Origin of the sequence: Streptomyces sp. NPDC006624 (assembly GCF_040611555.1) — a bacterium.
GTDB lineage: Bacteria > Actinomycetota > Actinomycetes > Streptomycetales > Streptomycetaceae > Streptomyces.
Genome location: NZ_JBEXOM010000022.1, coordinates 110,748 through 134,507 on the forward strand (window position 1 = coordinate 110,748; position 23,760 = coordinate 134,507).

Below are 23,760 nucleotides of genomic sequence, written 5' to 3' on the forward strand. Positions count from 1 at the left end.
GCCGTGATCGTCCGCCGTACCCTCGGCCGGTGACCGGACTGAGCGTGCCCCTCGACCCCGCCTTGCACGAGGCTCTCGACGACCTCGCGGACGCGCAGGGGCGCACGCCGCAGGAGGTGGCGCTGGACGCCGTCCGCGCGCATCTGCGCGCGGAGGGCGCGCGGGTGCGCACCGTGGCCGAGGGGCTCGCCCGGGCGCACGCCGAGCTGCTGCGCAGGCTGGGCGAATGACCCGGCACCTCACCGTCCGCGAGGTCACGGCCGTGGCCGAGGTCGCGTTCGGCGGGCGGCCACCCGAGGCCCGCGCGCCCGGCCTGCTCGCCTCCGCCGTGCACCGGCCCCGCGCCCGGATGTTCGGCACGGCCGCCTACGAGGACCTCCACGAGCAGGCCGCCGCCCTCCTCCACGCGCTCGCCGCCAACCACCCCCTCGTCGACGGGAACAAGCGCACCGCCTGGCTCGCCACCGCCACCTTCCTCGCCCTCAACGGCGTCGACCTGACCGCGGTGGACCAGGACGTGGCGTACGGGCTGGTCGTCGACGTGGCCTCCGGGGCGGAGACGGAGGTCGCGAGGATCGCGGGGCGGCTGAGGCGGCTGTGACGTCGGTCCCACCCGGCGGTGCCCGGGCCCGGTCCGCGCATGGGCGGGTGTGAGGCGCCGGTAGGGTGGCCCGGTTGTCATACGTAGCCGAGCCGTCAGGCTCCTCCAGCGAGCCGCCCGACCCCCAACGGAGACCGTGACTACCACCGCCGGCACCAGCACCGCCTCGCACCACCTCTCCCCGGCGTTCCCCGGGCGCGCCCCCTGGGGCACCGCCAGCAAACTGCGCGCCTGGCAGCAGGGCGCGATGGAGAAGTACATCCAGGAGCAGCCGCGGGACTTCCTGGCGGTCGCCACCCCCGGCGCCGGCAAGACGACCTTCGCACTGACGCTGGCGTCGTGGCTGCTGCACCACCACGTCGTGCAGCAGGTCACCGTCGTGGCGCCGACCGAGCACCTGAAGAAGCAGTGGGCCGAGGCCGCCGCCCGGATAGGGATCAAGCTCGACCCGGAGTACAGCGCCGGGCCGCTCGGGCGGGAGTACCACGGGGTCGCCGTGACGTACGCCGGTGTCGGCGTCCGGCCCATGCTGCACCGCAACCGCGTCGAGCAGCGCAAGACGCTCGTCATCCTCGACGAGATCCACCACGCCGGTGACAGCAAGTCCTGGGGCGAGGCCTGCCTGGAGGCGTTCGAGCCGGCCACCCGCCGGCTGGCCCTGACCGGTACGCCCTTCCGGTCCGACACCAATCCCATTCCCTTCGTCACCTACGAGGAGGGCAACGACGGGATCCGGCGCTCCGCCGCCGACTACACCTACGGCTACGGCAACGCCCTCGCCGACAACGTCGTCCGGCCGGTCATCTTCCTCTCCTACAGCGGCAACATGCGCTGGCGCACCAAGGCCGGTGACGAGGTCGCCGCCCGGCTCGGCGAGCCGATGACCAAGGACGCCATCAGCCAGGCGTGGCGGACCGCGCTCGACCCGCGCGGCGAGTGGATGCCGGCCGTGCTGCGCGCCGCCGACCAGCGGCTGACCGAGGTCAGGAAGGCCATCCCGGACGCCGGTGCCCTCGTCATCGCCTCCGACCAGGACTCCGCCCGCGCCTACGCCAAGCTGATCCGGGACATCACCGGCAGCAAGGCGACCCTCGTGCTGTCGGACGACTCCGGCGCCTCCGAGCGGATCGACGAGTTCAGCCACAACACCGACCGGTGGATGGTCGCGGTGCGGATGGTGTCCGAGGGCGTCGACGTGCCGCGCCTCGCGGTCGGCGTGTACGCCACCACCATCTCGACCCCGCTGTTCTTCGCGCAGGCCGTCGGCCGTTTCGTACGGTCCCGGCGCCGCGGCGAGACGGCCTCCGTCTTCCTGCCGACCGTGCCGGACCTGCTCTCCTTCGCCAACGAGATGGAGCGCGAGCGCGACCACGTCCTCGACAAGCCCAAGAAGGAGGGCGAGGAGGACCCCTACGCCGAGTCCGAGAAGGAGATGGACGAGGCCAACCGGGAGCAGGACGAGGACACCGGCGAGCAGGACATGCTGCCCTTCGAGGCGCTGGAGTCCGACGCCGTCTTCGACCGGGTGATGTACAACGGCGCCGAGTTCGGCATGCAGGCCCACCCCGGGAGTGAGGAGGAGCAGGACTACCTCGGCATCCCGGGGCTGCTGGAGCCCGACCAGGTCCAGCTGCTGCTGCAGAAGCGGCAGGCCCGGCAGATCGCGCACAGCCGCAAGAAGCCGGACGAGGAGGCCGACCTGCTCGAACTGCCCGCCGAGCGGCGGCCGGTGGTCTCCCACAAGGAGATGATGGAGCTGCGGCGGCAGCTCAACACGATGGTCGGCGCGTACGTCCACCAGAGCGGCAAGCCGCACGGCGTCATCCACACCGAGCTGCGGCGCGTGTGCGGGGGACCTCCGGCGGCCGAGGCGACGGCGGGGCAGCTGCGGCAGCGCATCGCAAAGGTCCAGGAATGGGCCACCCGCATGAAGTGACAGGTCCCAAGCCGCGATCCACAACCTGGGGGGCGCGCATACCGTCCCAAACGGCAGCACTACGCCCCGGACCGTGCCCGGATTCTGGACGGAGCCTTCCGCTCAGCGAACCGGCTTCGCTACTGTCCCGCTACGCACACGCCCCGTGGCAGCGCCGCCGCGGAGCGCAGCCGTGAAGCGACGCGGCCCGGACAGGCCGGGCCGCCGGCCGATCGGCGGCCTCTGAAGCGCGTCGCCGACGGGACTCGGTGACGCATCCGCCGACCAGGGGGCCGCCGACCTCACCACTAAGGAGTGGGCGTCGTGACCGCGGAGACCTCCCAGACGCTCGACCGGGGACTACGTGTCCTCAAGCTGCTCGCCGACACCGACCACGGGCTGACCGTGACCGAGCTCTCCCTCAGGCTCGGCGTGAACCGGACCGTCGTCTACCGTTTGCTGGCCACCCTGGAACAACACGCCCTCATACGCCGTGACCTGGGCGGACGGGCCCGCGTGGGGCTCGGGGTGCTGCGTCTGGGGCGGCAGGTCCACCCGCTCGTACGGGAAGCGGCGATGCCGGCGCTGCGGTCGCTGGCCGAGGACATCGGGGCGACGGCGCACCTGACCCTGGTCGACGGGGCCGACGCGCTCGCCGTGGCCGTGGTGGAGCCGACGTGGACGGACTACCACGTCGCCTACCGGGCGGGCTTCCGCCATCCCCTGGACCGGGGAGCGGCCGGCAAGGCGATCCTCGCGGCGCGGCAGCACCCGGTGGGCGACCCCGGCTACACGCTCACCCACGGGGAGCTGGAGGCCGGCGCGTGCGGGGCGGCGGCGCCCCTGCTGGGGGTGACCGGCGTCGAGGGCAGCGTGGGCGTGGTGATGCTGGCGGACGTGGTGCCGGAGCGGGTGGGGCCGAGGGTGGTGGAGGCGGCCCGCGAGGTCGCGGACGCGCTGAGCTGAATCCCGCCCTGGCCCTGGACGCCCTGGCCCTGGACGCCGTGGCCCTGGACGCCCGTCGCGCTGGACGCCTTGGCTCCGGTCGCCGTGGCCTTGATCGCCGTCGCCTTGGACGCCCCGGCTCCGGACGCCCTCGCCTCGGACGCCCTCGCCTCGGACACCTCGCCTCGGACGCCCTCGCCTCGGACACCTCGCCTCGGACGCCCTCGCCTCGGACACCTCGCCTCGGACACCTCGCCTCGGACGCCCTCGCCTCGGACACCTCGCCTCGGACACCTCGCCTCGGACGCCCCGCCTCCGGACGCCGTCGCCCTGGGCGCCCTGGCTCCGGGCCCCCGGCCCAGGACGCCCCCGCCCCCGCCCCCAGACGCCCTGGCCCCGGCGCCAACGCGGCCCCGCGTTAGATTGACCCCGTGTTCTCTCGCCTCACGCGTCCCCAGGCCCTCGCCGTCTGTGCCCTGCCCGTCGTGGCCCTGCTCGCCACGGCCGTCTTCGCGCCGCTGCCGTTCTCGGTGGCGCAGCCGGGCGAGACGGCGAACGTGCTCGGCGCGCACAAGGGCACGCCGGTGATCACCATTTCGGGGGCGCCGACCCGCGACACCCGGGGCGAGCTGCGGATGACGACCATCATGGCGACCTCGCCGGACACCCGTGTCTCACTGCCGGACGTGGTCGACAGCTGGTTCCGCACTGACGAGGCGGTCATGCCGCGCGACGCCCTCTACCCGAGCGGGGACACCGTCAAGGAGATCGAGCGGCACAACGAGAAGCAGATGAAGGAGTCGCAGAACGCGGCCGCGCAGGCCGCGCTGGACTACCTCGGACTCGACGCCCGGGACGTCGAGGTCGATCTGAGGCTCGCCGACGTGGGCGGGCCGAGCGCGGGGCTCCTCTTCTCCCTGGGGATCGTCGACAAGCTCGACGGCGACGGCACCGGCGGCGACCTCACCGGCGGCCGGGTCATCGCGGGCACGGGCACGATCGACGCGGACGGCAAGGTCGGTGCCGTCGGCGGCGTCTCCCTCAAGACGCAGGCCGCGAGGCGGGACGGCGCCACGGTGTTCCTGGTGCCGAAGGCGGAGTGCGGGGACGCGCGCGCCGAGCTGCCGGAGGGACTGCGGCTGATCCCGGTCACGACGCTGAAGGGCACCGTCGACTCCCTGACCGCCCTGGAGACGGGCAAGGGGTCCGTGCCGAGCTGCTAGCTAGACCGGCAGCGCCCGCGGCCGGGTGGCCAGCCTCAGGCCGACCTCGACGAGGGTCCAGCCCAGGCGCGTCCGCAGCCCGGGACGGGGTGCCGGGCGGGGCGCGGCCTCGGCGCGCAGTTCCGCGGCGCGGGCGTGGTGCAGGGCGAGGTGGATGTCGGGGTGCATCTCAGTCCGTCCTGATCGGGAAGGCGTGGGTGTGGATGCGGACCTGCTCGGCGCCGGGGAGGTCCTCGTCGCTCGCGCGGTCGCGGTAGGTGTCGAGCAGCTCGTGCATCTTCCCGACGAGTTCCCGGGTCTGTTCGGGCGTCAGGCGCAGCGTCCAGCTGCTCATGTCCCAGACGCGGCTCCACTCCTCGGGCCAGGTGCCGCGGTTCCCCAGCCAGGTCGACACGTCCCGGGTCTGCGTGGTGGCGACCTCGTGCAGATACAGGTCCGCCGCCCCGCGCACGGCCGGGTCCGGGTCGGTGAGCAGGGCGTCGTCGAAGCGCAGGCCGCGCTGGGCCGCCTTCCACCACCGCTCGCGTCCCTTGCCCCGGTCGGGGGCGTCCTCGACGAAGCCGTACTCGGCGAGCTGACGCAGGTGGTAGCTGGTGGCACCGCTGGACTCGCCCAGCTTCGCCGCCAGTTGGGAGGCGGTGGCGGGGCCGCCGAAGCGCAGGGCGTCCAGCAGCCGGATGCGCAAGGGGTGCGCGAGTCCGCGCAGGGACCGGGCGTCGAGTTGCCGTACGTGGGGTTCCGGGGATTCGGTCACGATGCAGAGCTATCCTTGCAAAGGAATCCTTGCAAGGCTTTCTTTGCAACTCTTCCCGCCCCTCCCTGCTCCCTCCCTACCCCTCCCTGACGAACCCCTCCTCCACCATCCAGTCCAGCGCCACCTGGTGCGGATCCTCCCCGTCCACGTCCACCCTGGCGTTCAGGTCCTGCGCCACCGCGTTGTCCAGCCGCGCCGTCACCGGGTTCAGCACGTCCGCGATCGCCGGCCACTCCTTCAGCGTCTTCGCGTTGATCATGGGCGCGGCGTTGTAGTTGGGGAAGAACTTCCGGTCGTCGTCCATCACCACCAGGTTCATCGACTTGATGCGCCCGTCCGTGGTGAACACCTCGCCGTACGGGCAACTCCCCTTCGCCGTCTGCGTGTAGATGATCCCGGTGTCCATCTGCGTGATGTTCCGCGCCGGCAGGCTCATGCCGTACGCCTTCTGCATGCCCGGCAGTCCGTCGGCCCGGTTGGCGAACTCCACCTCCACGCACAGCTTCACCGCGTCCGGGTCGGACTTCGCCAGCTTCGCCACGTCCGACATGGTCTTCGTGCCGTACTTCCTCGCGTTGCGCTGGTTCATCGCCAGCGCGTAGGTGTTGTCGAGCCGCGACGGCGGCAGCCACGCCAGGCCGTTCGCCGCGTCCTCCTTGCGCACCGCCTCCCACTGCTCCCGCGGATCGGTGATCGGCTCGCTGTGCCCGAGGTACGTGATCCAGGCCGTGCCCGTGTACTCGTACCCGCCGTCCGCGTCGCCCTTGCGCACCGCCTCGCGGCTGCCGATGGAACCCTGGATGCCCGTCCGGTCGAGCACCTCCGCCCCGGCCGCCTCCAGGGCGATGCCCATGACGGCGCCGAGGATGAGGCCCTCGGTGAACGACTTCGACGTCACCGTCAGCGACGCGCCCTCCAGCGGCTCGCCCCGCCCGATCGACCCGGGCCGCACGTCGTCGGCCATGGGGGAGCCGCTGGTCAGTCCGCACCCGGCGGCCGTCAGCAGCAGCCCCGCCGCGGCCAGGCCCGCCCGGGCCCTCACGGCTGCAGTCCCCGGGGCCGCAGCAGCAGTTCCGCGAGCGACGCCAGCCAGTCCACCAGCAGCGCCAGCACCACCGTGAGGACCGAGCCCAGCACCAGCACCGGCATCCGCTGGTTGGTGATGCCGGTGGTGATCAGCACGCCGAGGCCGCCGCCCCCGCCGAAGACCGCCAGGGTCGCCGTGCCGACGTTGAGCACCAGGGCCGTCCGCACGCCCGCCAGGATCAGCGGTACGGCCAGCGGGAGTTCGACCCGGGCCAGCACCCCCGTCGGCGACATGCCGATGCCGCGGGCCGCCTCCAGCAGGGTCGGGTCGTTCGCCTTCAGGCCGGTGATCGTGTTGGACAGCACCGGCAGGATGGCGTAGAGGATCATGCCGATCAGGGCGGCCCGGCGGCCGATGCCCAGCCAGATCACCAGCAGGGCCAGCAGGCCGATCGCGGGGGTCGCCTGGCCCATGTTGGCGAACGCCATCGCCACCGGGGTGGCCCGGCGGAACGACGCCCGGGTCAGCAGGATGCCCAGCGGGATCGCGATGACCAGCACGAAGAACGTGGAGATCACGGTCAGCTGGATGTGCTGCCACAGGGCCTTGGAGACCTGGCCCCCGACCAGGGCGTTGCGGGTGAGCGCGTCCAGGTCGGCCTGCAGGAACCACAGCCAGGTGGCGAGCAGCACCGCCACCAGGGACAGGGGCAGCACCGTCAGCTTCTGCCAGGTGACGCGGGTGGGCGGGCGCCGCGGCCCGGGCGCCCGCGCGGCGGGCTCGGCGCTCTCGTCGAGTTCCGTGGCCGTCACCGCTCCCCTCCCAGACCCGCGCCCGTCACGCCCCCGGCCCCGCCCTCCTGCTCCGCCTGGGTCTGCGAGGCGCGCAGCGACTCCAGTTCGTGCTGGTGCTCCATCGCGTCGAGCCGGTCGGCCTCCAGCAGTTCGTGCACGGAGTTCATCAGCGTCTCGACGTCGACGACGCCCGTGTACTCGCCGCGCCGCCCGGTCACCGCGACGCGCCCCGCGTTGTCGGTGAGCACCGCCTCCAGCGCGTCCCGCAGCGTCGCGTCCCGGGTGACCGTGTCGTGCACCAGGGTCCCCGCCCGGGCCAGCGACCCGCGCGCCCGCATCAGGTCGCCGCGCCGCAGCCACTTGTAGGGGCGGCCGCGCCGGTCGAGCAGCAGGACCTCGTTGGTGCCGCCGGCCCGCAGCCGGTTGAGGATCTGCTGCAGCGGGTCGTCGACCGTGACCGTCGGATAGTCGGTGATCTCCACGTCCCGCACCCGGGTCAGGTTCAGCCGCTTCAGCGCCGCCCCGGCGCCCACGAACCCGGAGACGAAGTCGTCCGCCGGGTTGGTCAGGATCGCCTCGGGCGTGTCGAACTGGGCGATGTGCGAGCGCTCGCGCAGCACCGCGATACGGTCGCCGATCTTGATCGCCTCGTCGAAGTCGTGCGTGACGAAGACGATGGTCTTGTGCAGCTCGTGCTGGAGCCGGATCAGCTCGTCCTGGAGGTGGTCGCGGGTGATCGGGTCGACCGCGCCGAACGGCTCGTCCATCAGCAGCACCGGGGGATCGGCCGCCAGCGCCCGGGCCACGCCCACGCGCTGCTGCTGCCCGCCGGAGAGCTGACGCGGATAGCGGCCGCGGAACTCGCCGGGGTCCAGTCCGACGAGGTCGAGCAGCTCCTCGGTCCGCTCCTTGATCCGGGCCTTGGGCCAGCCGATCATCCCCGGCACGAGGCCGATGTTCTGGGCGACCGTCATGTGCGGGAACAGCCCGGCCGACTGGATCGCGTAGCCGACCTTCCGGCGCAGCTTGACCGGGTCCATGTCGGTGACGTCCTCGCCGCCCATGCGGATGCGGCCGCCCGTCGGCTCGATCAGCCGGTTGATCATCCGCAGCGTGGTCGACTTGCCGCAGCCCGACGGGCCGACCAGGACGACGACCTCGCCCGCCTTGATCTCCATGCTCACGTTGTCCACGGCCGGCCGCGCACTGCCCGGGAACCGCTTGCTCAGGTTCTCCAGCTCGATCGAGGCACCGTGGTGGTCGCCGGTCTCAGGCACGGATCCCCCTCGGAATGGTCAGCCGCCCGATCAGCACGTACGCGGCGTCGAACAGCAGCGCGAGGATGATGATCCCGAGCGTGCCCGCGAGGACCTGGTTGAGCGCGTTGGCGCTGCCCAGCGAGGCCAGGCCGCGGAAGATGACGTTGCCGAGGCCGGGCCCCGAGGCGTAGGCGGCGATGGCGGCGATGCCCATCAGCATCTGGGTCGCCACCCGGATGCCGGTCAGGATCGGCGGCCAGGCCAGCGGCAGCTCGACCCGCAGCAGCCGGGCCGGGCGGGACATCCCGATGCCGTCGGCCGCGTCCACCAGCGACGGGTCGACCCCGCGCAGGCCCACGATCGCGTTGCGCACGACCGGCAGCAGCCCGTACAGGGTCAGCGCGATGACCGTGGGGGGCACGCCCAGACCCACGATCGGGACGAGCAGGCCGATCAGGGCGAGCGCCGGCACGGTCAGGACGGTGGCGGTCGTGGTGGTCGCGAGGTTCCCGGCCCACTCGCTGCGGTACGTGGCGACGCCGAGCAGCACCCCGAGGACGGTGGCCACCACCATGCACTGGAAGACGGCGCTGGCGTGCTGGTAGGCGTCCGTGAGCAGCTGCTGGTGCCGGTTGACCAGGTACTCCCAGAAGTTCACACGCGCTCACCCCTACGTCAGGTCTCCTCCGCGGCCTGCTCCACGAGCGGGATGATCCGCAGCGGAACGGGGTTCTCCATGACGATCGCCGTGGAGGCCCGGACGATGCCATCAAAACCGACGACCAGGTCGATCACACGCTGGAGATCGGCGTTCGAGCGGGCCACCAGCCGGCACAGCATGTCCCCGCTGCCGGTGGTGGTGTGCAGCTCCAGCACCTCCGGCACGGACGCCAAGTGAGCCCGTACGTCGGTTCCTTGCCCCTGCCGGATCTGCAGCGTGGCGAACGCCGTGACCGGGTAGCCGAGCGCGGCCGGGTCCACCTGGGGACCGAATCCGCGGATGACTCCGTTCGACTGAAGCCGGTCCAGCCGGGCCTGCGCGGTGCCCCGGGCCACACCCAGCCGCCGTGACATCTCCAGCACCCCGATGCGCGGCTCGCGTGCCAGCAGCAGGATGATCCGGCCGTCCAGCTGATCGATCGCCACGGCAGCCTCCCGAGGTGGTCATCCTGTACAGAAAGACCGGTGATACGGCCGTATCGCTGAACGGATTGCCCAGCGGAAACACAAACTATTGCGCACCTTGCCGAGCGGGGAGACCCTGCGGCTATGACGCAGACCACACACCACACTCCCGACACCGCACGGCAGGCCGACCCCTTCCCGGTCAAGGGAATGGACGCGGTCGTCTTCGCCGTGGGCAACGCCAAGCAGGCGGCGCACTACTACTCCACCGCCTTCGGCATGCGGCTGGTCGCCTACTCCGGACCGGAGAACGGCAGCCGCGAGACCGCGAGCTACGTACTGGAGAACGGCTCCGCCCGGTTCGTCCTCACCTCGGTCGTCAAGCCCACCACCGACTGGGGCCACTTCCTCGCCCGGCACGTGGCCGAGCACGGCGACGGCGTCGTCGACCTCGCCATCGAGGTGCCCGACGCGCGCGCCGCGTACGCCTACGCCCTGGAGCACGGCGCCCGCGCGGTCGCCGAGCCGTACGAGGTCAAGGACGAGCACGGCACCGTCGTGCTGGCCGCCATCGCGACCTACGGCGAGACCCGCCACACCCTGGTGGAGCGCTCCGGCTACGACGGCCCCTACCTGCCCGGCTACGTCGCGGCCGAGCCGATCGTCCAGCCGCCCGCCAAGCGCACCTTCCAGGCGATCGACCACTGCGTCGGCAACGTCGAGCTCGGCCGCATGAACGAGTGGGTCGGCTTCTACAACAAGGTCATGGGCTTCACGAACATGAAGGAGTTCGTGGGCGACGACATCGCCACCGAGTACAGCGCGCTGATGTCGAAGGTCGTCGCGGACGGGACCCTCAAGGTCAAGTTCCCGATCAACGAGCCGGCCATCGCCAAGAAGAAGTCCCAGATCGACGAGTACCTGGAGTTCTACGGCGGCGCGGGCGTGCAGCACATCGCGCTCAACACCAACGACATCGTGCAGACCGTCCGCACGATGCGCGCGGCCGGCGTCGAGTTCCTCAACACCCCCGACTCCTACTACGACACGCTCGGGGAGTGGGTCGGCGAGACCCGGGTCCCGATCGACACCCTGCGCGAGCTGAAGATCCTGGCCGACCGCGACGAGGACGGCTACCTGCTGCAGATCTTCACCAAGCCGGTCCAGGACCGCCCGACGGTCTTCTTCGAGATCATCGAACGCCACGGCTCCATGGGCTTCGGCAAGGGCAACTTCAAGGCCCTCTTCGAGGCGATCGAGCGCGAGCAGGAGCGCCGCGGCAACCTCTGAGCCCGCCGTTCCCGGCCGGGTCGTGCGGGTGTCACGGGGCACCCGCACGGCCTACTGCCCTTCCATCTCCGGCACGTCCTCGTCCGGCGGCTCGCCCAGCGCCTCCCGCGCCGCCCGCGCCAGGGGCGCGTGCAGGGGCGAGAACTCCGGATTGATGCGCAGCGCCTCCGCGAGATGCCGCCGGGCCGCCCCGTAGCGCTCCAGCGCCCGCTCGATCACGCCCCGGTGGTACATGTGCGCCGCGCTGCGCACCGCGCCCCCGCGTTCCTCCTCCGTCGCCCGCCGCGCGAACCACAGCGCCTCCTCGGACCGGCCGGCCCGGTGCAGCGCCCAGCCCAGCGCGTCGGCGACGTCCGTGCCGGGCTGGCGCCGCCACTCCGCCCGCAGCCGCCGCACGGCCGCCCGCGGATCGCCGTGGTCCGCCTCGAACCGCCCCAGCACCAGCTCCTCGTCGGCCCCGCCCGCCGCCGCCGTGCGCACCCGCTGACGCAGCAGGCGGTACTGCTCCCGGGCCGCCTCCGGCCTGCCCAGCGCCTCGTACAACTCACCCAGCTCCAGGGCGTACTCGGGACGCGGCTGCCCGTCGAGCGCCGCCCGGTACGCCCGCACCGCCGCAGCCGTCCGGCCCAGCGCCGCCAGCGCCCTGCCCTGCCCGGCCCGCGCGGCCCGCTGGTCCGGATCCAGGCGCACCGCCTCCTCGAAGTGCCGCAGCGCGACCTCCGGGTCACCGCGCTCGAAGGCCAGCTGCCCGGCCCGCTCCAGATACGCCGCCCGCTCGGCCGGCGTCCCCGCGCCCGCCGCCGCGTCCGCCAGCGCGGCCGCCGCGTCCTCGCGCCGGCCGCTGTCCCGGTAGACGGCCGCGGCCCGCGCCAGCACGGCCGGCCCGGAACGCAGCTCGCGCAGCCGCTCCAGCATCCGCTCGGCCGCCCGGTGCTCGCCGAGCCCGGTGCAGGCCTCGATGAGCAGCGGATACGTCGCCCACCGCCGCGGCTGCGCCGCCAGCGCCGCCTCGCCCCACCGCCGCGCGCCGGGGAAGTCCCGGCGCGCGTTGGCCAGCGCGGCGAGTCCGGCCAGGGCCGGGGTGTTCCGCTTGGGCCGTACCGCCAGCGACCTCCGCAACGCCCGCTCCGCCCGCGGGTAGTACGCCGGGTCCGCGAGCCGCCGCCCCTGCTCCACGTAGGCCGCACCGAGCACCGCCCAGGACGCGGCGTCCTCCGGGTGCGCACGCAGCCGCCTCTCCCGCTCCGCGACCAGCTCCGCCAGGTCGGGCAGCGCGGCCGGCACCCCGGCGCCCACCGCCGCCAGGGCCGGCGCCCCCGGCGACGGCGCGGACGCCCCGCCGGGCCACTCCCACGGCAGCAGCGCGGACACCCCGCCGAGCACGGCGCACCCCGCGACGGCGGCGGTCACCACCCGCCGCACGCGCCCGCGGCGCTCCGGGCCGCCCTCCTGCCGCTCGGGGCCTTCCTGCTGGTTCTCCATGGCGCTCACTGTGCGTCAGCGGCCCGACCCCACCCGGGCAGGCGAAGGCCGCCGCCGACGGGGTTCACACCGATGGCCCCGGGTGCGACCCTGTGATCATGAGCCGTATCGAAGCGCCCAGCTCCGAGGACACCGCGACGACCGGCACCCTCGTCGACCTGCTGCTCGGCGGCCTCCCCGCCGAGGCGGTCCTCACCGACCCCGACGTCACCGCCTCCTACGCCCACGACATGGCGAGCTTCTGCCCGGCCGGCACCCCGGCCGTCGTCGTACTGCCCCGGACGACCGAACAGGTCCAGCACGTGATGCGCACCGCCACCGCCCTGCGCGTCCCCGTCGTCCCGCAGGGCGCCCGCACCGGCCTGTCCGGCGCCGCCAACGCCTCCGAGGGCTGCATCGTGCTGTCCCTGACCAAGATGGACCGCATCCTGGAGATCAACCCGGTCGACCGCATCGCCGTCGTCGAACCCGGCGTCGTCAACGCCACCCTGTCCCGCGCCGTCGGCGAACACGGCCTCTCCTACCCGCCGGACCCCTCCAGCTGGGAGATGTGCACCATCGGCGGCAACATCGGCACCGCCTCCGGCGGCCTGTGCTGCGTGAAGTACGGAGTCACCGCCGAGTACGTGCTCGGACTCGACGTGGTGCTCGCCGACGGACGGCTGATGTCCATCGGCCGCCGCACCGCCAAGGGCGTGGCCGGCTACGACCTGACCCGGCTGTTCGTCGGCTCCGAGGGCTCCCTCGGCATCGTCGTACGGGCCGTCCTCGCGCTGCGCCCCAAGCCGCCCCAGCAGCTGGTGCTGGCCGCCGAGTTCGCCTCCGCCGCGGCCGCCTGCGACGCGGTGTGCCGCATCATGGAGGGCGGCCACGTCCCGTCACTCCTCGAACTCATGGACCGCACGACCGTCAAGGCCGTCAACGACCTGGCGCAGATGGGACTCCCCGAGAGCACCGAGGCGCTGCTGCTGGCCGCGTTCGACACCACCGCCCCGGCCGCCGACCTCGCCGCCGTCGGCGCGCTGTGCGAGGCCGCCGGCGCCACCCAGGTCGTCCCCGCCGACGACCCGGCCGAGTCCGAACTGCTGCTGCAGGCACGGCGCCTGTCGCTCACCGCGCTGGAGGCGGTCCGGGGCGTCACGATGATCGACGACGTGTGCGTGCCGCGCTCCCGGCTCGCCGAGATGCTCGACGGCGTCGACCGGATCGCCGGGAAGTACCGGCTCACCATCGGGGTCGTCGCCCACGCGGGCGACGGCAACACCCACCCGACGGTCTGCTTCGACCCGGCGGACCCCGACGAGTCCCGGCGCGCCCGCGAGTCCTTCGACGAGATCATGGCCCTCGGCCTGGAACTCGGCGGCACCATCACCGGAGAGCACGGCGTCGGCGTGCTGAAGAAGGAGTGGCTGGCCCGCGAGATCGGGCCCGTCGGCCTGGAGATGCAGCGGGCCGTGAAACAGGCCTTCGACCCGCTGAACCTCCTCAACCCGGGCAAGCTGTTCTGACGCCGCCGCCCTCACCGGGCGAGCATCTGGGCCAGTTCGTCGTCGAGCCCGAGCCGCTCGCCCTCCGTCCCCGGCGGGACCACCCGCAGCGTGCGCTCCAGCCACGCCGACACCTGCGCCGCCGGGGCCTCCAGCAGCGCGTCCCCGTCCGGTGAGCTCAGCGCCATCAGCACGACACCGCGCCCCTCGGCCTTCGCCGGCCACACCCGCACGTCCCCCTGCCCGCACGGCCGGAACACGCCCTCCACGAGCAGGTCCCGGGCGAACGTCCAGTGCACCGGCCGCTCCGAGGTGATGTGGAAGGTGACGTGCACGGCGTACGGATCGCCGGTGAGGTACCCGAGCCGGGCCGGCACCGGGATCCTGTGCTCCGGCGACAGGACGAGCATCAACTCCAGTTCGCGTTCCACGACGGTGTGCATGGCGGTCCTTCCTTCCCCTGTCCGGCCGCCCGTGTGAGGGCCGGTCAGGGGAAGAGAGCGGGGGAGGGCGGCGCCATTACGCGTGTTCGCGGGATTTTTCGCGCGGGGCCGGTCGCCGCGTCCCGCCAGGGACTGGCCGAACTGGCCCCGCGCGGTCCGTAGCACATCAGTGCCCGAAAGGGGCGGGTCCGGCGGGAGCGGCCGTGCGGCGTGCGCTCGTCTGATAGATGTGGAGGCCCCCATTTGGCCCCCGAGCAGATACGGGACGACGGACATGAGCGCCCCAACCCCGGCCCCCGGTGACGACAGGCCCCGCGAAGGGTATTACCCGGACCCGTCCATTCCTGGATATGTCCGGTACTGGAACGGTGCCGCCTGGGTACCGGGCACGAGCCGTCCGGCGCCCAAGGACGGCGAGTCGCTCGCGCCACCGCCCGGGGCGGGGCCGGCGCAGCCCGCCGTCGCGGCCCCGTCGTCGGCCGCCTCCGCCGCGCCGGTCCCGTCGGCCTCGTCCGTCCCGCCGGGCGCCTCGGCCGCCTCGGTCGAGGAGACCGGCCCGCACTTCTTCGACGAGGACCCGGTCGAGGACCCGGCGGGGGATCCGGCCGCCGCCGGTGCCCAGCACGGCAGCCGTCCCGAACCGGCGTCCGCCTGGGGCGCCGACCGCTCCCGTCAGTCCGGCTTCGGCGGCGACCAGGACCGCCGCGTGTCGTGGGGCGCACCCCAGGGCGCCCAGGGCGCCCAGGGCGCGGCCCGGCCCGGTGCCGACCCGAGGGTCCCGCACGCCGACCGCGCTCCGGCCGGCGCGTCCGCCCGCACCGACGGCCCGGCCCCGGCCTCGCCGTCCGGCCCGGAGGCGGGTGCGGCGCCGGACGGCACGTTCGTGTTCCGCCGCCCGGCGGGGCAGGCCGAAGGCGGCAAGACGCCCGCGGCCGACGCTCCCGACGACGGCACGATGATGTTCCGCCCGGTGCCGCCGCGCACGTCCGGTCCCGGCGGCGGCCCGGGCGGCTCCGCCGGCGCGCCGACCGGCCCGGGCGGTTCCGGCAGCGGTTCGACGGGGGCCTCCGGCTTCGGCGGGCAGGGCGGTTCCGCGGCCCCGGTGGCGAACTCCGCGACCCCGGGCACCGGTTCGGCGACCGCGTCCGCACCGGCCGGTCCCGCCTTCGCCGGCCGGCCCGCCGCGAGCGGACCCGTGAGCGGACCCGTGAGCCCTCCGGCGGGGCCCGCCTTCAGCGCGCAGGGCGGCCCGGCCGGTGCCGCCGACGGCTCGGACCGGCCCGGCTTCGGCGCCGGTAAGGCCGCGGCCGCGCGGGCCGCAGCCGGGCAGGCGGGGGCCGCGGCCGCCGGTGCCCAGGCGTCCGCCCAGGCCGGCGCGGCCGCTCCGGCGGCCGTGCCCGGACCCGCGTCGAACCCCACCGTCCCTCCGCAGTCCGCCGGGCCCGGCGGACCGCAGCCGGCCGCTTCCGCCGCCACGCCCCTCAGCGCCGGTGCCGGCGGCGGCCAGTCGTCCTGGGCGCAGCAGGTGCACCGGCTCGCCGGGGGAGACGAGCAGCCCGTCGCCCCCTGGAAGCCCCCGGTCGACGACCCGTTCCAGGCGGTCGCCCGGCGCCAGGCCGCGGCCCGGCCCGCCGGTCTCGGCAAGCGGCTCGCCGCCCGGCTCGTGGACACCGTCGTCCTGCTGGGCGTCACCGCCGCGGCCGCCGTCCCGCTCGGCACCAGGGCCGTCGACCACGTCAACGACAAGATCGAGGCGGCCAGGCTCTCGGGCGAGACGGTCACGGTCTGGCTGCTCGACGGCACCACGTCCCTGTACCTGGGCATCGTGCTGGCCGTCCTGCTGCTCGTCGGCGTCGTGTCGGAGGTGCTGCCCACCGCCAAGTGGGGCCGCACCCTCGGCAAGAAGCTGATGGGCCTCGACGTACGGGACATCGAGGGCCACGAGGCCCCCGGTTTCGGCGCGGCCCTGCGCCGCTGGCTGGTCTACAGCGTGCCCGGACTGCTCGTCGTCGGGATCGTCGGCGTCGCCTGGTGCCTCTTCGACCGGCCGTGGCGCCAGTGCTGGCACGACAAGGCCGCGCACACCTTCGTGGCGGGCTGAGCGGCGATCGCGGCGGCACCGCCGCCGGACCGGAGGGGGACCGGCGGGAGACCGGGGTGGGACCACCGCCGGACCTGCGGGGGGACCGTGCCGGGTCCGTACCTCGGACGGGCGTCTGCCGGATGCGGAGCCCGGGGGTTCGCGGTCGACTCGGGCCATGAGCAGTGAACCGCCCCCCGGCTCCGGTCAGCATCCCCCCGACGACGACCCGTTCCGGAAGCGCCCCCCGGACGAGCCGCCGCCGTACCCGGGCGGTGGCCAGGGCGGTCCGGGCGGTCCCGCGGGTCCGGGCGGCGAAGGGGGAGGCGGGCAAGGCCCGGGCGGCGGTCCCTACGGCGGTCCCCCGGGAGGCGGCCCCTACGGCGGCGGTCCTTACGGCGGACCCCCGGGCGGTGGCCCCCCGAGCGGCGGCCCCTACGGCGGTGGCTCCTATCCCACCGACCCCCTGGCCGGCATGCCCCCGCTCGCCGACAGCGGCAAGCGCACGCTCGCCCGCATCATCGACATGATCCTGGTGGGTGTCGTGGTCTGGCTGCTCACCTGGGGCGTCGGCGTGAGCGAGTACGACCTGGACAGCGACCGCATCGAGATCAGCAAGTCCTTCTGGCAGTCGACGGTCGCCGCGGTGCTCTACATCGCCTACGACACCGCCTTCGTCGCCGGCTCCGGCCAGACCCTCGGCAAGAGGCTGCTGCACCTGCGCGTGGCCAACCTGGACAACGGCGCCACGCCCTCCGTGCAGACCGCGCTGGTGCGCGCGGCCGTGCTGTGGATCCCGTTCGCCTTCTGCTGCGCCTGCGTCTGGACCGTGATCGCGGGCGGCTGGAGCTTCTTCGACCGGCCCTACAAGCAGGGCCTGCACGACAAGGCGGCCAAGACGGTGGTCGTCAGCACGGACTGACGGTGCGCAGGGCGGTCAGGAGGCCGCCCGTTCCCGTACCTGCTCGGGGGCCGACGCGGCGACGGGCGCCCGTACCGGCTCCTGCGGTGCGGGGCGTTCCACCGCCGCCGGGCGTTGCCTGCCGGGCGGCGGCACCGTCAGGGCGACCAGCAGCCCGAGGGCGAGCGCCGCGACGGCGACGACCGCGATCCCCGCACCCGAACTCGTCTGTGACAGCAGCAGCATGGCGAGGGTCGAGAAGATCACGGTGCACGAACCGTAGGCGAGCTGTGCGGCAGTCGGACGGGGCATGGCCATCATGTCCTCGAAAGTGGGGGTCCACGGGGCGTCGGCCTGGCATTCCGCTGGCTTCCGGGCGTTCCGCCAAGCGACTCTAATCGGCAGGGTGCCCGAGCGGAACGAGCGGTAAGCGTGACCTAACCAACAAGGACGGTGCACAGGGGGCGCACGGATTCATGGCGTCCACCCAGTGGACATATGCACGCGCCCACTGCCGGATGGGCATCCCGTTGGTTGTCCGTAAAACGAACGCACACTCCGCATAGTGCAATTGACCTGTGCAAGTCAAGGTCTGTCTTTTCTGATGAACCTCTAGTCAAATGTCGTCACTTGACTACACGCGTTGATCACGCGCGCGCGGACCGTACCTGACCCGGGACCCCTTCCTTCCGCGCGCTCGAACGCGGGGGAGGAACTCAAGTGACCAGTAGACCCTGGACGTTCCGAGCGGCCGCCATCGGTGTGGCGCTCGCGGCGGCCGCCGCCACCGCCTCGACCCACGCGGTGGCCGACGACACCTCCGCCCCCCGGTCCACCACCGTGGACCGGAACGACCCGGCGGAACGCCACGGCGAAGAGCACGACCTCGAAGGCCCCCTGTCCAAGACGCAGGAGGCGCAGCGTCAGGAGGCCCTGCAGCAGGTCCTGTCCGGCAAGACCAAGGTCAAGAACCGTGACGGTTCGAAGGTCGTCCAGCTCAAGAGCAAGAAGGGCGACAGCAAGTACGTCGAACTCGGCCGCGAGAAGACCGACAAGATCTTCACGATCCTGGTCGAGTTCGGCGACAAGATCGACAGCCGCTATGGCGGCACCGCGGGCCCGCTGCACAACCAGATACCCAAGCCGGACCGCAAGAAGGACAACTCCACCGCCTGGCGCGCCGACTACGACCGGGACTACTTCCGGGATCTGTACTTCGGCTCGGGCAAGGGCGTCGACTCGGTCAAGACGTACTTCGAGAAGCAGTCCTCGGGCCGCTACTCGGTCGAGGGCGAGGTCTCCGACTGGGTCAAGGTGCCCTACAACGAGGCCCGTTACGGCTCCAACAAGTGCGAACCCGACAACTGCGCCTGGTACGCGGTCGCGGACGGCGTGAGCGCCTGGGTCGCCCAGCAGAAGGCGGCTGGGAAGACCGACGCGCGGATCAGGACCGAGCTCGCCGAGTACGACCAGTGGGACCGCTACGACCACGACGGCGATGGCGACTTCGACGAGCCCGACGGCTACATCGACCACTTCCAGATCGTGCACGCCGGCGAGGACGAGTCCGCGGGTGGCGGCGCGCAGGGTGAGGACGCGATCTGGGCGCACCGCTGGTACGCCTTCGGCACCGACGCCGGCGCCACCGGCCCCGAGAACAACAAGCTCGGCGGTGCGAAGATCGGCGACACCGGCCTCTGGGTCGGCGACTACACCATTCAGCCGGAGAACGGCGGTCTCGGCGTCTACGCCCACGAGTACGGCCACGACCTCGGCCTGCCGGACCACTACGACACCAACGCCGGCGAGAACTCCACCGGTTTCTGGACGCTGATGTCGTCCGGTTCGTGGCTGGGCACCGGCAGGAACGAGATCGGTGACCTGCCCGGCGACATGACCGCCTGGGACAAGCTCCAGCTGGGCTGGCTCAACTACGACAGGGCCAAGGCCGGCGTGGACTCCTGGCACAAGCTGGGCGTCGCGGAGTACAACACCAAGCACAAGCAGGCGCTGGTGGTGGAGCTGCCCAAGAAGGCGGTCACCACCGAGATCGTCACCCCCGCCGAGGGCAAGACCCAGTGGTGGAGCGGCAGCGGTGACAACCTCAAGAACACGCTGACCCGTTCGGTGGACCTCACCGGCAAGGCGAAGGCCGAGCTCACCCTCGACGGCTGGTACGACATCGAGGCCGAGTACGACTACCTCTACACCGAGGTCTCGACCGACGGCGGCGCCAACTGGACCGCCCTCGACGGCACGGTGGACGGCCGGCCGATCCCGCGCGACGGCAGCGACAAGCCGGCCCTCACCGGCACGGTCGACGGCTACAAGAAGCTCGCCTTCCCGCTGGACGCCTACGCCGGCAAGAAGATCGACCTGCGCTTCCGCTACCAGACCGACGGCGGCGTGGCCCAGAAGGGCTTCGCGGCCGACGCCATCACGGTGACCGCCGACGGCGCGCCCGTCTTCACGGACAACGCCGAGACCGCGGACGAGGCGTGGAAGGCCACCGGCTTCTCCCGCATCGGCGCGTCCTTCACCAAGGACTACGCGCAGTACTACATCGCCGAGAACCGGCAGTACGTGTCGTACGACAAGACGCTGAAGACCGGCCCGTACAACTTCGGGTTCACCGAGCGCCCGGACTGGGTCGAGCACTACGCGTACCAGAACGGCCTGTTGATCTGGAAGTGGGACACCTCCCAGGCGGACAACAACACCAGCCAGCACCACGGCACGGGTCTGCTTCTTCCGATCGACTCGCACCCGGCCGCGCTGAAGTGGTCCGACGGCACGTTGATGCGCAACCGCATCCAGTCCTACGACTCGCCCTTCAGCCGCTACCGCACCGACGGCATGACGCTGCACAACGGGGACGTGGCGAAGTACATCCCGGGGTCGAAGGGCGTGTCGGTCTTCAACGACCGGACGAACGACTACTACGACGAGTCGAACCCCACGGCGGGCGTCAAGATCACTGACACCAACACGAAGATCAAGATCCTCAAGGAGGCCAAGGACGGCTCGACGATCGAGCTGGAGGTCGGCCCCGCGGGTAGGTAATCCGCATCCTTGCAGGTCAGAACATGATCGGCGGTGACCCACTGGCGGGTCACCGCCGATCCGTGTTTAGGTGCGTCCTGTGGCTCTCTTATTGACACCGACCGACACGGGGGGATGACCGCATGGCCGCAGGAGGCTTCTGCAAGCTGCCGAACGGCACGGTGGTGGTGGCACTGAACCTGCCCAGCCCCGCCGCCCACGGCCCCGGCGCCGTCCGCGTCCTCGTCCACTCCGTGAACCGGGCCCGGGCCCTGACCAGGCTCCGCAACCTCGGTCTGCGCTCGGTCTACCTGCGCGGCAACGCCGCCCCGCCGACCCCGGACGAGATCACCGCGGTCCTCCACCACCCCGACGGCCTCATATGGCGCACGGCCCCTGGCAACGGTGTCGCGAGCAGCCCCGAGCTGGTCCAGGAACTGTGGCGCCCGATCAGAGCGCTGCTGAGGCGCCCGACGGCACAGGCGTAGCGACGTCGATGCGGACCACCGCCGCTGTGGCGCTGGCCCGCATCGGCACCGCTGTCCCGGTGGGCTGCTTCCGGCCTCTTACCTGAGCCCCGGCGGCGCTACTTCTTGCGCTGCTCGGCCTTCTCCTTGGCGGCGGCCACCGCGGCCGCCTTCTTCAGACCGGTGACGGTCGTGGTGAGCTTGCCCGGGCGGGTTGTGCCTGAGCTCTTGCGTATCTTCTCGGCCTCAGCGGAGGTCAGCGCCACGATGTTGGCCGAGGACGGCTGGACGGTCCCCTTGCCGACGAGGAACACGCCCTGGCTCCCGCCGACGGGGATCCAGAACGTGGGCACTGAAGTGATCCCGGGATGGTCCCCCGCGGCAAGCTGCGTCAGGTAAAGGGCGTACTGCTTGCCCACGCTGATCGGCGTGGTGCCCTCCATCGACACCGCGTCGGTGTCGATGTTCCCGACGACGATCTCGTCGCCCTCGGTGACGCCGAAGCCGCGCTTCATCATCCCCGAGACCCGCACCTTCAGGAACACCATCGGCATGCACTCGGTGTCGCCCGGCGGGTCGCCCGCGATCCCGGACGGCGTCGCCGTGGGGTCAGGTGCGCTGGTGGCCGACGGGTCGGGGTTGGTGTCCACACTGTCCGCCGCCGTCGGGTCGATGGCCGGCTCGGTGGTGGTCTCGCCGCCCTCGTCGCACTCCTTGGTCTGCACGCTCAGCACGGACCCCGTGATGGCGATGTCCGAGACGGTGGTGACTTCCTCGGCGCTGGCGTATTGGGCGTAGTCAGCCTCCACGTGGTCCCGGCCTGCGCCCTGGGACGACGACCCGGGACCCGAACAGGCCGTGAGACAGGCGAGAGCCAGGCCGACAACCGCGGCGGGCGTGCGCATGGTCTTCATCATGGTTTTCCTCGCTCGCCGTCAGTACTTCGCCTTGACGCCCTGGACATCGTCGTACCAGGGCCCGTCACCACCGCAGCCGAACTTACCCGTGCCCTGGCGCATAACGGCCGGGCCGGGATTGGAGCAGGTGAGGGAGACGTGGTTGAGGCCGTAGGCGTGGCCCAGTTCGTGCTCGGCCACAATTTTCTTCTCGCGGGCGGACAGGCCCCCCATGGTGCGAGTATTGAAGGAAATCTGTATCTCGTCGTAGAGCCAATAACCGGCTGTACAACCCTTCCACGTGGCGCGCGCCCAGTCGCTCCAGGCGTACGACTTGTCGCGCACCTCGATCTGGGGATCGCCGTTGCTTTTCTCGTACCGGAAGAAGCCGGGCGCGCTGGTGTCGTCCCAGCGGCCCTGTGCGCTGTTGAAAGCGTTGTAGTAGGTGCTGCTCACGTCGTAGTAGCGGTACGAGATGGGATCGTTGCCGCCCACGCCCCAGAAGGAGCCGCACAAGTGCGTGTACGCCTGCGCCGGAGTGGGCGTGGTGACGTGCACGGCGAGAAAGCCGGTGCACAGCAGGAAGACCTGCAGCAGGCGGGTGAGCGCCGATTGTCTGCGCTTGTTGTGATTCCGCAGAGCTCTGGTCATTGAGATGACTCCTGAACAGTCCTCGAAGAAGCCGGTCCGTTAGGTTGCGAATGCTCGAGGAACGGCGCCGTTTTGGGCACACCTGTAGAAGTCGGTTTTCTCGTTGAATGACCATCTTCCCCCGTCCCCCTGACTGCGCAGATACTACACAGTTTCTTCGATTGTCGACCATGGTCGAGCCATGGAGAGAGCTCGGAAGCTGCCTGTGTGTATATGGAATGCGGCTGTTCCGGTTGTGAATATGGGGCAATAGGGCTGCACTGAATGGGGTTAAATGGGAAAAGCGATACACGAAAAGGGCCGGAACGGCGCCGCGCGTCGCCTGCCCGACCTTTTCGTGACTGCTGGTTCGCTGGCCGTCCGGCGTCGGCAGTGGCTGCGGCGGGCTGCTGCCTGGCGGCGTGTGTGATCAAGTGGCTGACGCGAGCCGGCTTCTCCGGAAGGGCAGGCTGCTCGGTGCCGCGCCGGCGGCGAGAGCGGTCAGTGGTCGAGTCCGACCCGGCCCTTGGCGGCCTGAAAGCACTCCTCGACGCCGCACCGCATCGAGCACTGCCACGGCTCGCGGCCGCCGCGCCCTCTACGTCAGTCCGCACCACCCTCGACGATCACGCGGTGGTCGTTTGTTCCGCAGGCGGCTTCGGGCACGAGGAGCGCGAAGCCGAACCGGGATTCCTAGGTCAGGACCAGCCAGCGGCGGCCGTCGATCAGCTCTCGGGCCGCGTCGAGGTGGCCGGCGTGGCACGCAGTTTCGGCGATGACATGCAGCAGGACGTCGCGCAGGGTGTGCAGGTGCGGTTCGCCGAACAGGTCGCGGGGCCACCAGGCCAACGGGGCGTCGGCAGGGGTGGCGGTGATGACGGCATCGGCCAGTTCCGTCTCCTGCCGGTAGCGGTCGAGCACGTCGGTCGCCGGCACTTCCGGGGCTACCTTCCACGCTTCGTCGCCGCTCGTCAGACCGCGGATGACCTCCTCGTCCCCGGCGACGACCGCGCCGAACCAGAACCGCTCCACATCCAGCGCGAGGTGCTGGACCAGCCCCAGGAAGTGCCATCCGGAAGGCAGCACGGGCCGTCGCAGATCCTTCGCGTCGAGCCCGTCGAGAATGCCGAGAACGTGACGCCGCTGTCCGTCCAGGGCCCGGAGGAGCGCCCTGATCTCACTACCCGGAGTTGTTTCGCTCAAATTTTCGGTCATGGCCACCCATGATCCCCGGATCTCCGGGCCTCGTCACCGAGGCACGTGCCGCTGCCTCCGACAGCGGGTCGCGAAGCCGCACCGGAGTACTAGGGTCCGTCTTCAAACGGATCTTGCCCAGAGCAGGAACGATGCGAGGGTGACCGCTGCCTCGTACGGGGTGGCGGTCTTTTCGTATCTGGTG

Annotated in this window: 24 protein-coding genes; 11 read left to right on the forward strand and 13 right to left on the reverse strand. The window is 71.9% G+C overall.

Annotated elements, in window-relative coordinates; all coding sequences use genetic code 11:
* Positions 1 to 29 precede the first annotated feature (29 nt).
* The 5 genes from ABZY20_RS31025 (at position 30) to ABZY20_RS31045 (ending at position 4,684) form a co-directional block, all read left to right on the forward strand.
* A complete protein-coding gene (locus ABZY20_RS31025) occupies positions 30 to 230 on the forward strand; it encodes a hypothetical protein (RefSeq protein ID WP_356445795.1) in 201 nt (66 codons plus the stop codon).
* Entirely contained in the window at positions 227 to 601 is a 375-nt protein-coding gene (locus ABZY20_RS31030; protein WP_356445796.1) for a type II toxin-antitoxin system death-on-curing family toxin, read from the forward strand. The genes ABZY20_RS31025 and ABZY20_RS31030 overlap by 4 nt, the downstream gene beginning before the upstream one ends.
* Before the next feature lie 136 nt (positions 602 to 737).
* On the forward strand, positions 738 to 2,537 hold the full coding sequence (locus ABZY20_RS31035) for a DEAD/DEAH box helicase (RefSeq protein ID WP_356445798.1): 1,800 nt from the start codon (positions 738 to 740) through the stop codon (positions 2,535 to 2,537).
* 303 nt (positions 2,538 to 2,840) lie between these two features.
* Positions 2,841 to 3,482 (forward strand): helix-turn-helix domain-containing protein, encoded by a 642-nt coding sequence (locus ABZY20_RS31040; RefSeq protein WP_356445800.1) that lies wholly within the window; start codon positions 2,841 to 2,843, stop codon positions 3,480 to 3,482.
* Between the two features lie 410 nt (positions 3,483 to 3,892).
* On the forward strand, positions 3,893 to 4,684 hold the full coding sequence (locus tag ABZY20_RS31045) for a S16 family serine protease (RefSeq protein WP_356445802.1): 792 nt from the start codon (positions 3,893 to 3,895) through the stop codon (positions 4,682 to 4,684).
* Here ABZY20_RS31045 and ABZY20_RS31050 read toward each other — a convergent pair whose 3' ends face one another.
* The 7 genes from ABZY20_RS31050 to ABZY20_RS31080 form a co-directional block, all read right to left on the reverse strand.
* On the reverse strand, positions 4,685 to 4,852 hold the full coding sequence (locus tag ABZY20_RS31050) for a hypothetical protein (protein WP_356445804.1): 168 nt from the start codon (positions 4,850 to 4,852) through the stop codon (positions 4,685 to 4,687).
* Position 4,853: 1 nt separating this feature from the next.
* Positions 4,854 to 5,438 (reverse strand): helix-turn-helix domain-containing protein, encoded by a 585-nt coding sequence (locus ABZY20_RS31055; protein ID WP_356445806.1) that lies wholly within the window; start codon positions 5,436 to 5,438, stop codon positions 4,854 to 4,856.
* Between the two features lie 76 nt (positions 5,439 to 5,514).
* Positions 5,515 to 6,402: a glycine betaine ABC transporter substrate-binding protein gene (locus ABZY20_RS31060; RefSeq protein WP_356445846.1), complete on the reverse strand. Its 888-nt coding sequence runs from the start codon at positions 6,400 to 6,402 to the stop codon at positions 5,515 to 5,517.
* Positions 6,403 to 6,476: 74 nt separating this feature from the next.
* Positions 6,477 to 7,277, reverse strand: a complete 801-nt coding sequence (locus ABZY20_RS31065; protein WP_356445808.1) for an ABC transporter permease — start codon at positions 7,275 to 7,277, stop codon at positions 6,477 to 6,479.
* Positions 7,274 to 8,536 (reverse strand): betaine/proline/choline family ABC transporter ATP-binding protein, encoded by a 1,263-nt coding sequence (locus ABZY20_RS31070; RefSeq protein WP_356445810.1) that lies wholly within the window; start codon positions 8,534 to 8,536, stop codon positions 7,274 to 7,276. The genes ABZY20_RS31065 and ABZY20_RS31070 overlap by 4 nt, the downstream gene beginning before the upstream one ends.
* Positions 8,529 to 9,176, reverse strand: a complete 648-nt coding sequence (locus tag ABZY20_RS31075; RefSeq protein ID WP_356445812.1) for an ABC transporter permease — start codon at positions 9,174 to 9,176, stop codon at positions 8,529 to 8,531. The genes ABZY20_RS31070 and ABZY20_RS31075 overlap by 8 nt, the downstream gene beginning before the upstream one ends.
* 17 nt (positions 9,177 to 9,193) lie before the next feature.
* Positions 9,194 to 9,664, reverse strand: coding sequence for an Lrp/AsnC family transcriptional regulator (locus ABZY20_RS31080; protein ID WP_356445814.1), 471 nt, complete (start codon positions 9,662 to 9,664; stop codon positions 9,194 to 9,196).
* A gap of 123 nt (positions 9,665 to 9,787) precedes the next feature.
* On the opposite strand from ABZY20_RS31080, the gene hppD reads away from it, so the two are divergent.
* On the forward strand, positions 9,788 to 10,933 hold the full coding sequence (gene hppD, locus ABZY20_RS31085) for a 4-hydroxyphenylpyruvate dioxygenase (protein WP_356445816.1): 1,146 nt from the start codon (positions 9,788 to 9,790) through the stop codon (positions 10,931 to 10,933).
* Positions 10,934 to 10,984: 51 nt separating this feature from the next.
* Here hppD and ABZY20_RS31090 read toward each other — a convergent pair whose 3' ends face one another.
* Positions 10,985 to 12,415, reverse strand: a complete 1,431-nt coding sequence (locus ABZY20_RS31090; protein ID WP_356445818.1) for a tetratricopeptide repeat protein — start codon at positions 12,413 to 12,415, stop codon at positions 10,985 to 10,987.
* Positions 12,416 to 12,507: 92 nt separating this feature from the next.
* Here ABZY20_RS31090 and ABZY20_RS31095 point away from each other — a divergent pair, with 92 nt between their 5' ends.
* Positions 12,508 to 13,923, forward strand: coding sequence for an FAD-linked oxidase C-terminal domain-containing protein (locus tag ABZY20_RS31095; protein ID WP_356445820.1), 1,416 nt, complete (start codon positions 12,508 to 12,510; stop codon positions 13,921 to 13,923).
* 11 nt (positions 13,924 to 13,934) lie between these two features.
* Here ABZY20_RS31095 and ABZY20_RS31100 read toward each other — a convergent pair whose 3' ends face one another.
* Positions 13,935 to 14,345, reverse strand: a complete 411-nt coding sequence (locus tag ABZY20_RS31100) for an SsgA family sporulation/cell division regulator (RefSeq protein ID WP_356445822.1) — start codon at positions 14,343 to 14,345, stop codon at positions 13,935 to 13,937.
* Positions 14,346 to 14,619: 274 nt separating this feature from the next.
* Between ABZY20_RS31100 and ABZY20_RS31105 the strand changes: the two genes are divergently transcribed.
* Positions 14,620 to 16,446: an RDD family protein gene (locus ABZY20_RS31105; RefSeq protein ID WP_356445824.1), complete on the forward strand. Its 1,827-nt coding sequence runs from the start codon at positions 14,620 to 14,622 to the stop codon at positions 16,444 to 16,446.
* Positions 16,447 to 16,603: 157 nt separating this feature from the next.
* Positions 16,604 to 17,347 carry an RDD family protein gene (locus ABZY20_RS31110; RefSeq protein ID WP_356445826.1) on the forward strand — a complete coding sequence of 248 codons (744 nt, stop codon included), beginning with the start codon at positions 16,604 to 16,606 and terminating at the stop codon, positions 17,345 to 17,347.
* A gap of 15 nt (positions 17,348 to 17,362) precedes the next feature.
* On the opposite strand, the gene ABZY20_RS31115 is transcribed toward ABZY20_RS31110, so the two are convergent.
* Positions 17,363 to 17,644, reverse strand: a complete 282-nt coding sequence (locus ABZY20_RS31115) for a hypothetical protein (protein WP_356445848.1) — start codon at positions 17,642 to 17,644, stop codon at positions 17,363 to 17,365.
* Between the two features lie 402 nt (positions 17,645 to 18,046).
* Here ABZY20_RS31115 and ABZY20_RS31120 point away from each other — a divergent pair, with 402 nt between their 5' ends.
* Together ABZY20_RS31120 and ABZY20_RS31125 are read left to right on the forward strand one after the other, a co-directional pair.
* Positions 18,047 to 20,389: an immune inhibitor A domain-containing protein gene (locus ABZY20_RS31120; RefSeq protein ID WP_356445828.1), complete on the forward strand. Its 2,343-nt coding sequence runs from the start codon at positions 18,047 to 18,049 to the stop codon at positions 20,387 to 20,389.
* Positions 20,390 to 20,511: 122 nt separating this feature from the next.
* Positions 20,512 to 20,856 carry a hypothetical protein gene (locus tag ABZY20_RS31125; protein WP_356445830.1) on the forward strand — a complete coding sequence of 115 codons (345 nt, stop codon included), beginning with the start codon at positions 20,512 to 20,514 and terminating at the stop codon, positions 20,854 to 20,856.
* A gap of 98 nt (positions 20,857 to 20,954) precedes the next feature.
* Here ABZY20_RS31125 and ABZY20_RS31130 read toward each other — a convergent pair whose 3' ends face one another.
* From ABZY20_RS31130 to ABZY20_RS31140, 3 genes are all read right to left on the reverse strand, one after another.
* Entirely contained in the window at positions 20,955 to 21,752 is a 798-nt protein-coding gene (locus ABZY20_RS31130) for a hypothetical protein (protein WP_356445832.1), read from the reverse strand.
* A gap of 18 nt (positions 21,753 to 21,770) precedes the next feature.
* Positions 21,771 to 22,382 (reverse strand): hypothetical protein, encoded by a 612-nt coding sequence (locus ABZY20_RS31135; RefSeq protein WP_356445834.1) that lies wholly within the window; start codon positions 22,380 to 22,382, stop codon positions 21,771 to 21,773.
* Between the two features lie 672 nt (positions 22,383 to 23,054).
* Positions 23,055 to 23,576: a DinB family protein gene (locus ABZY20_RS31140; protein WP_356445849.1), complete on the reverse strand. Its 522-nt coding sequence runs from the start codon at positions 23,574 to 23,576 to the stop codon at positions 23,055 to 23,057.
* Positions 23,577 to 23,760: the final 184 nt, after the last annotated feature.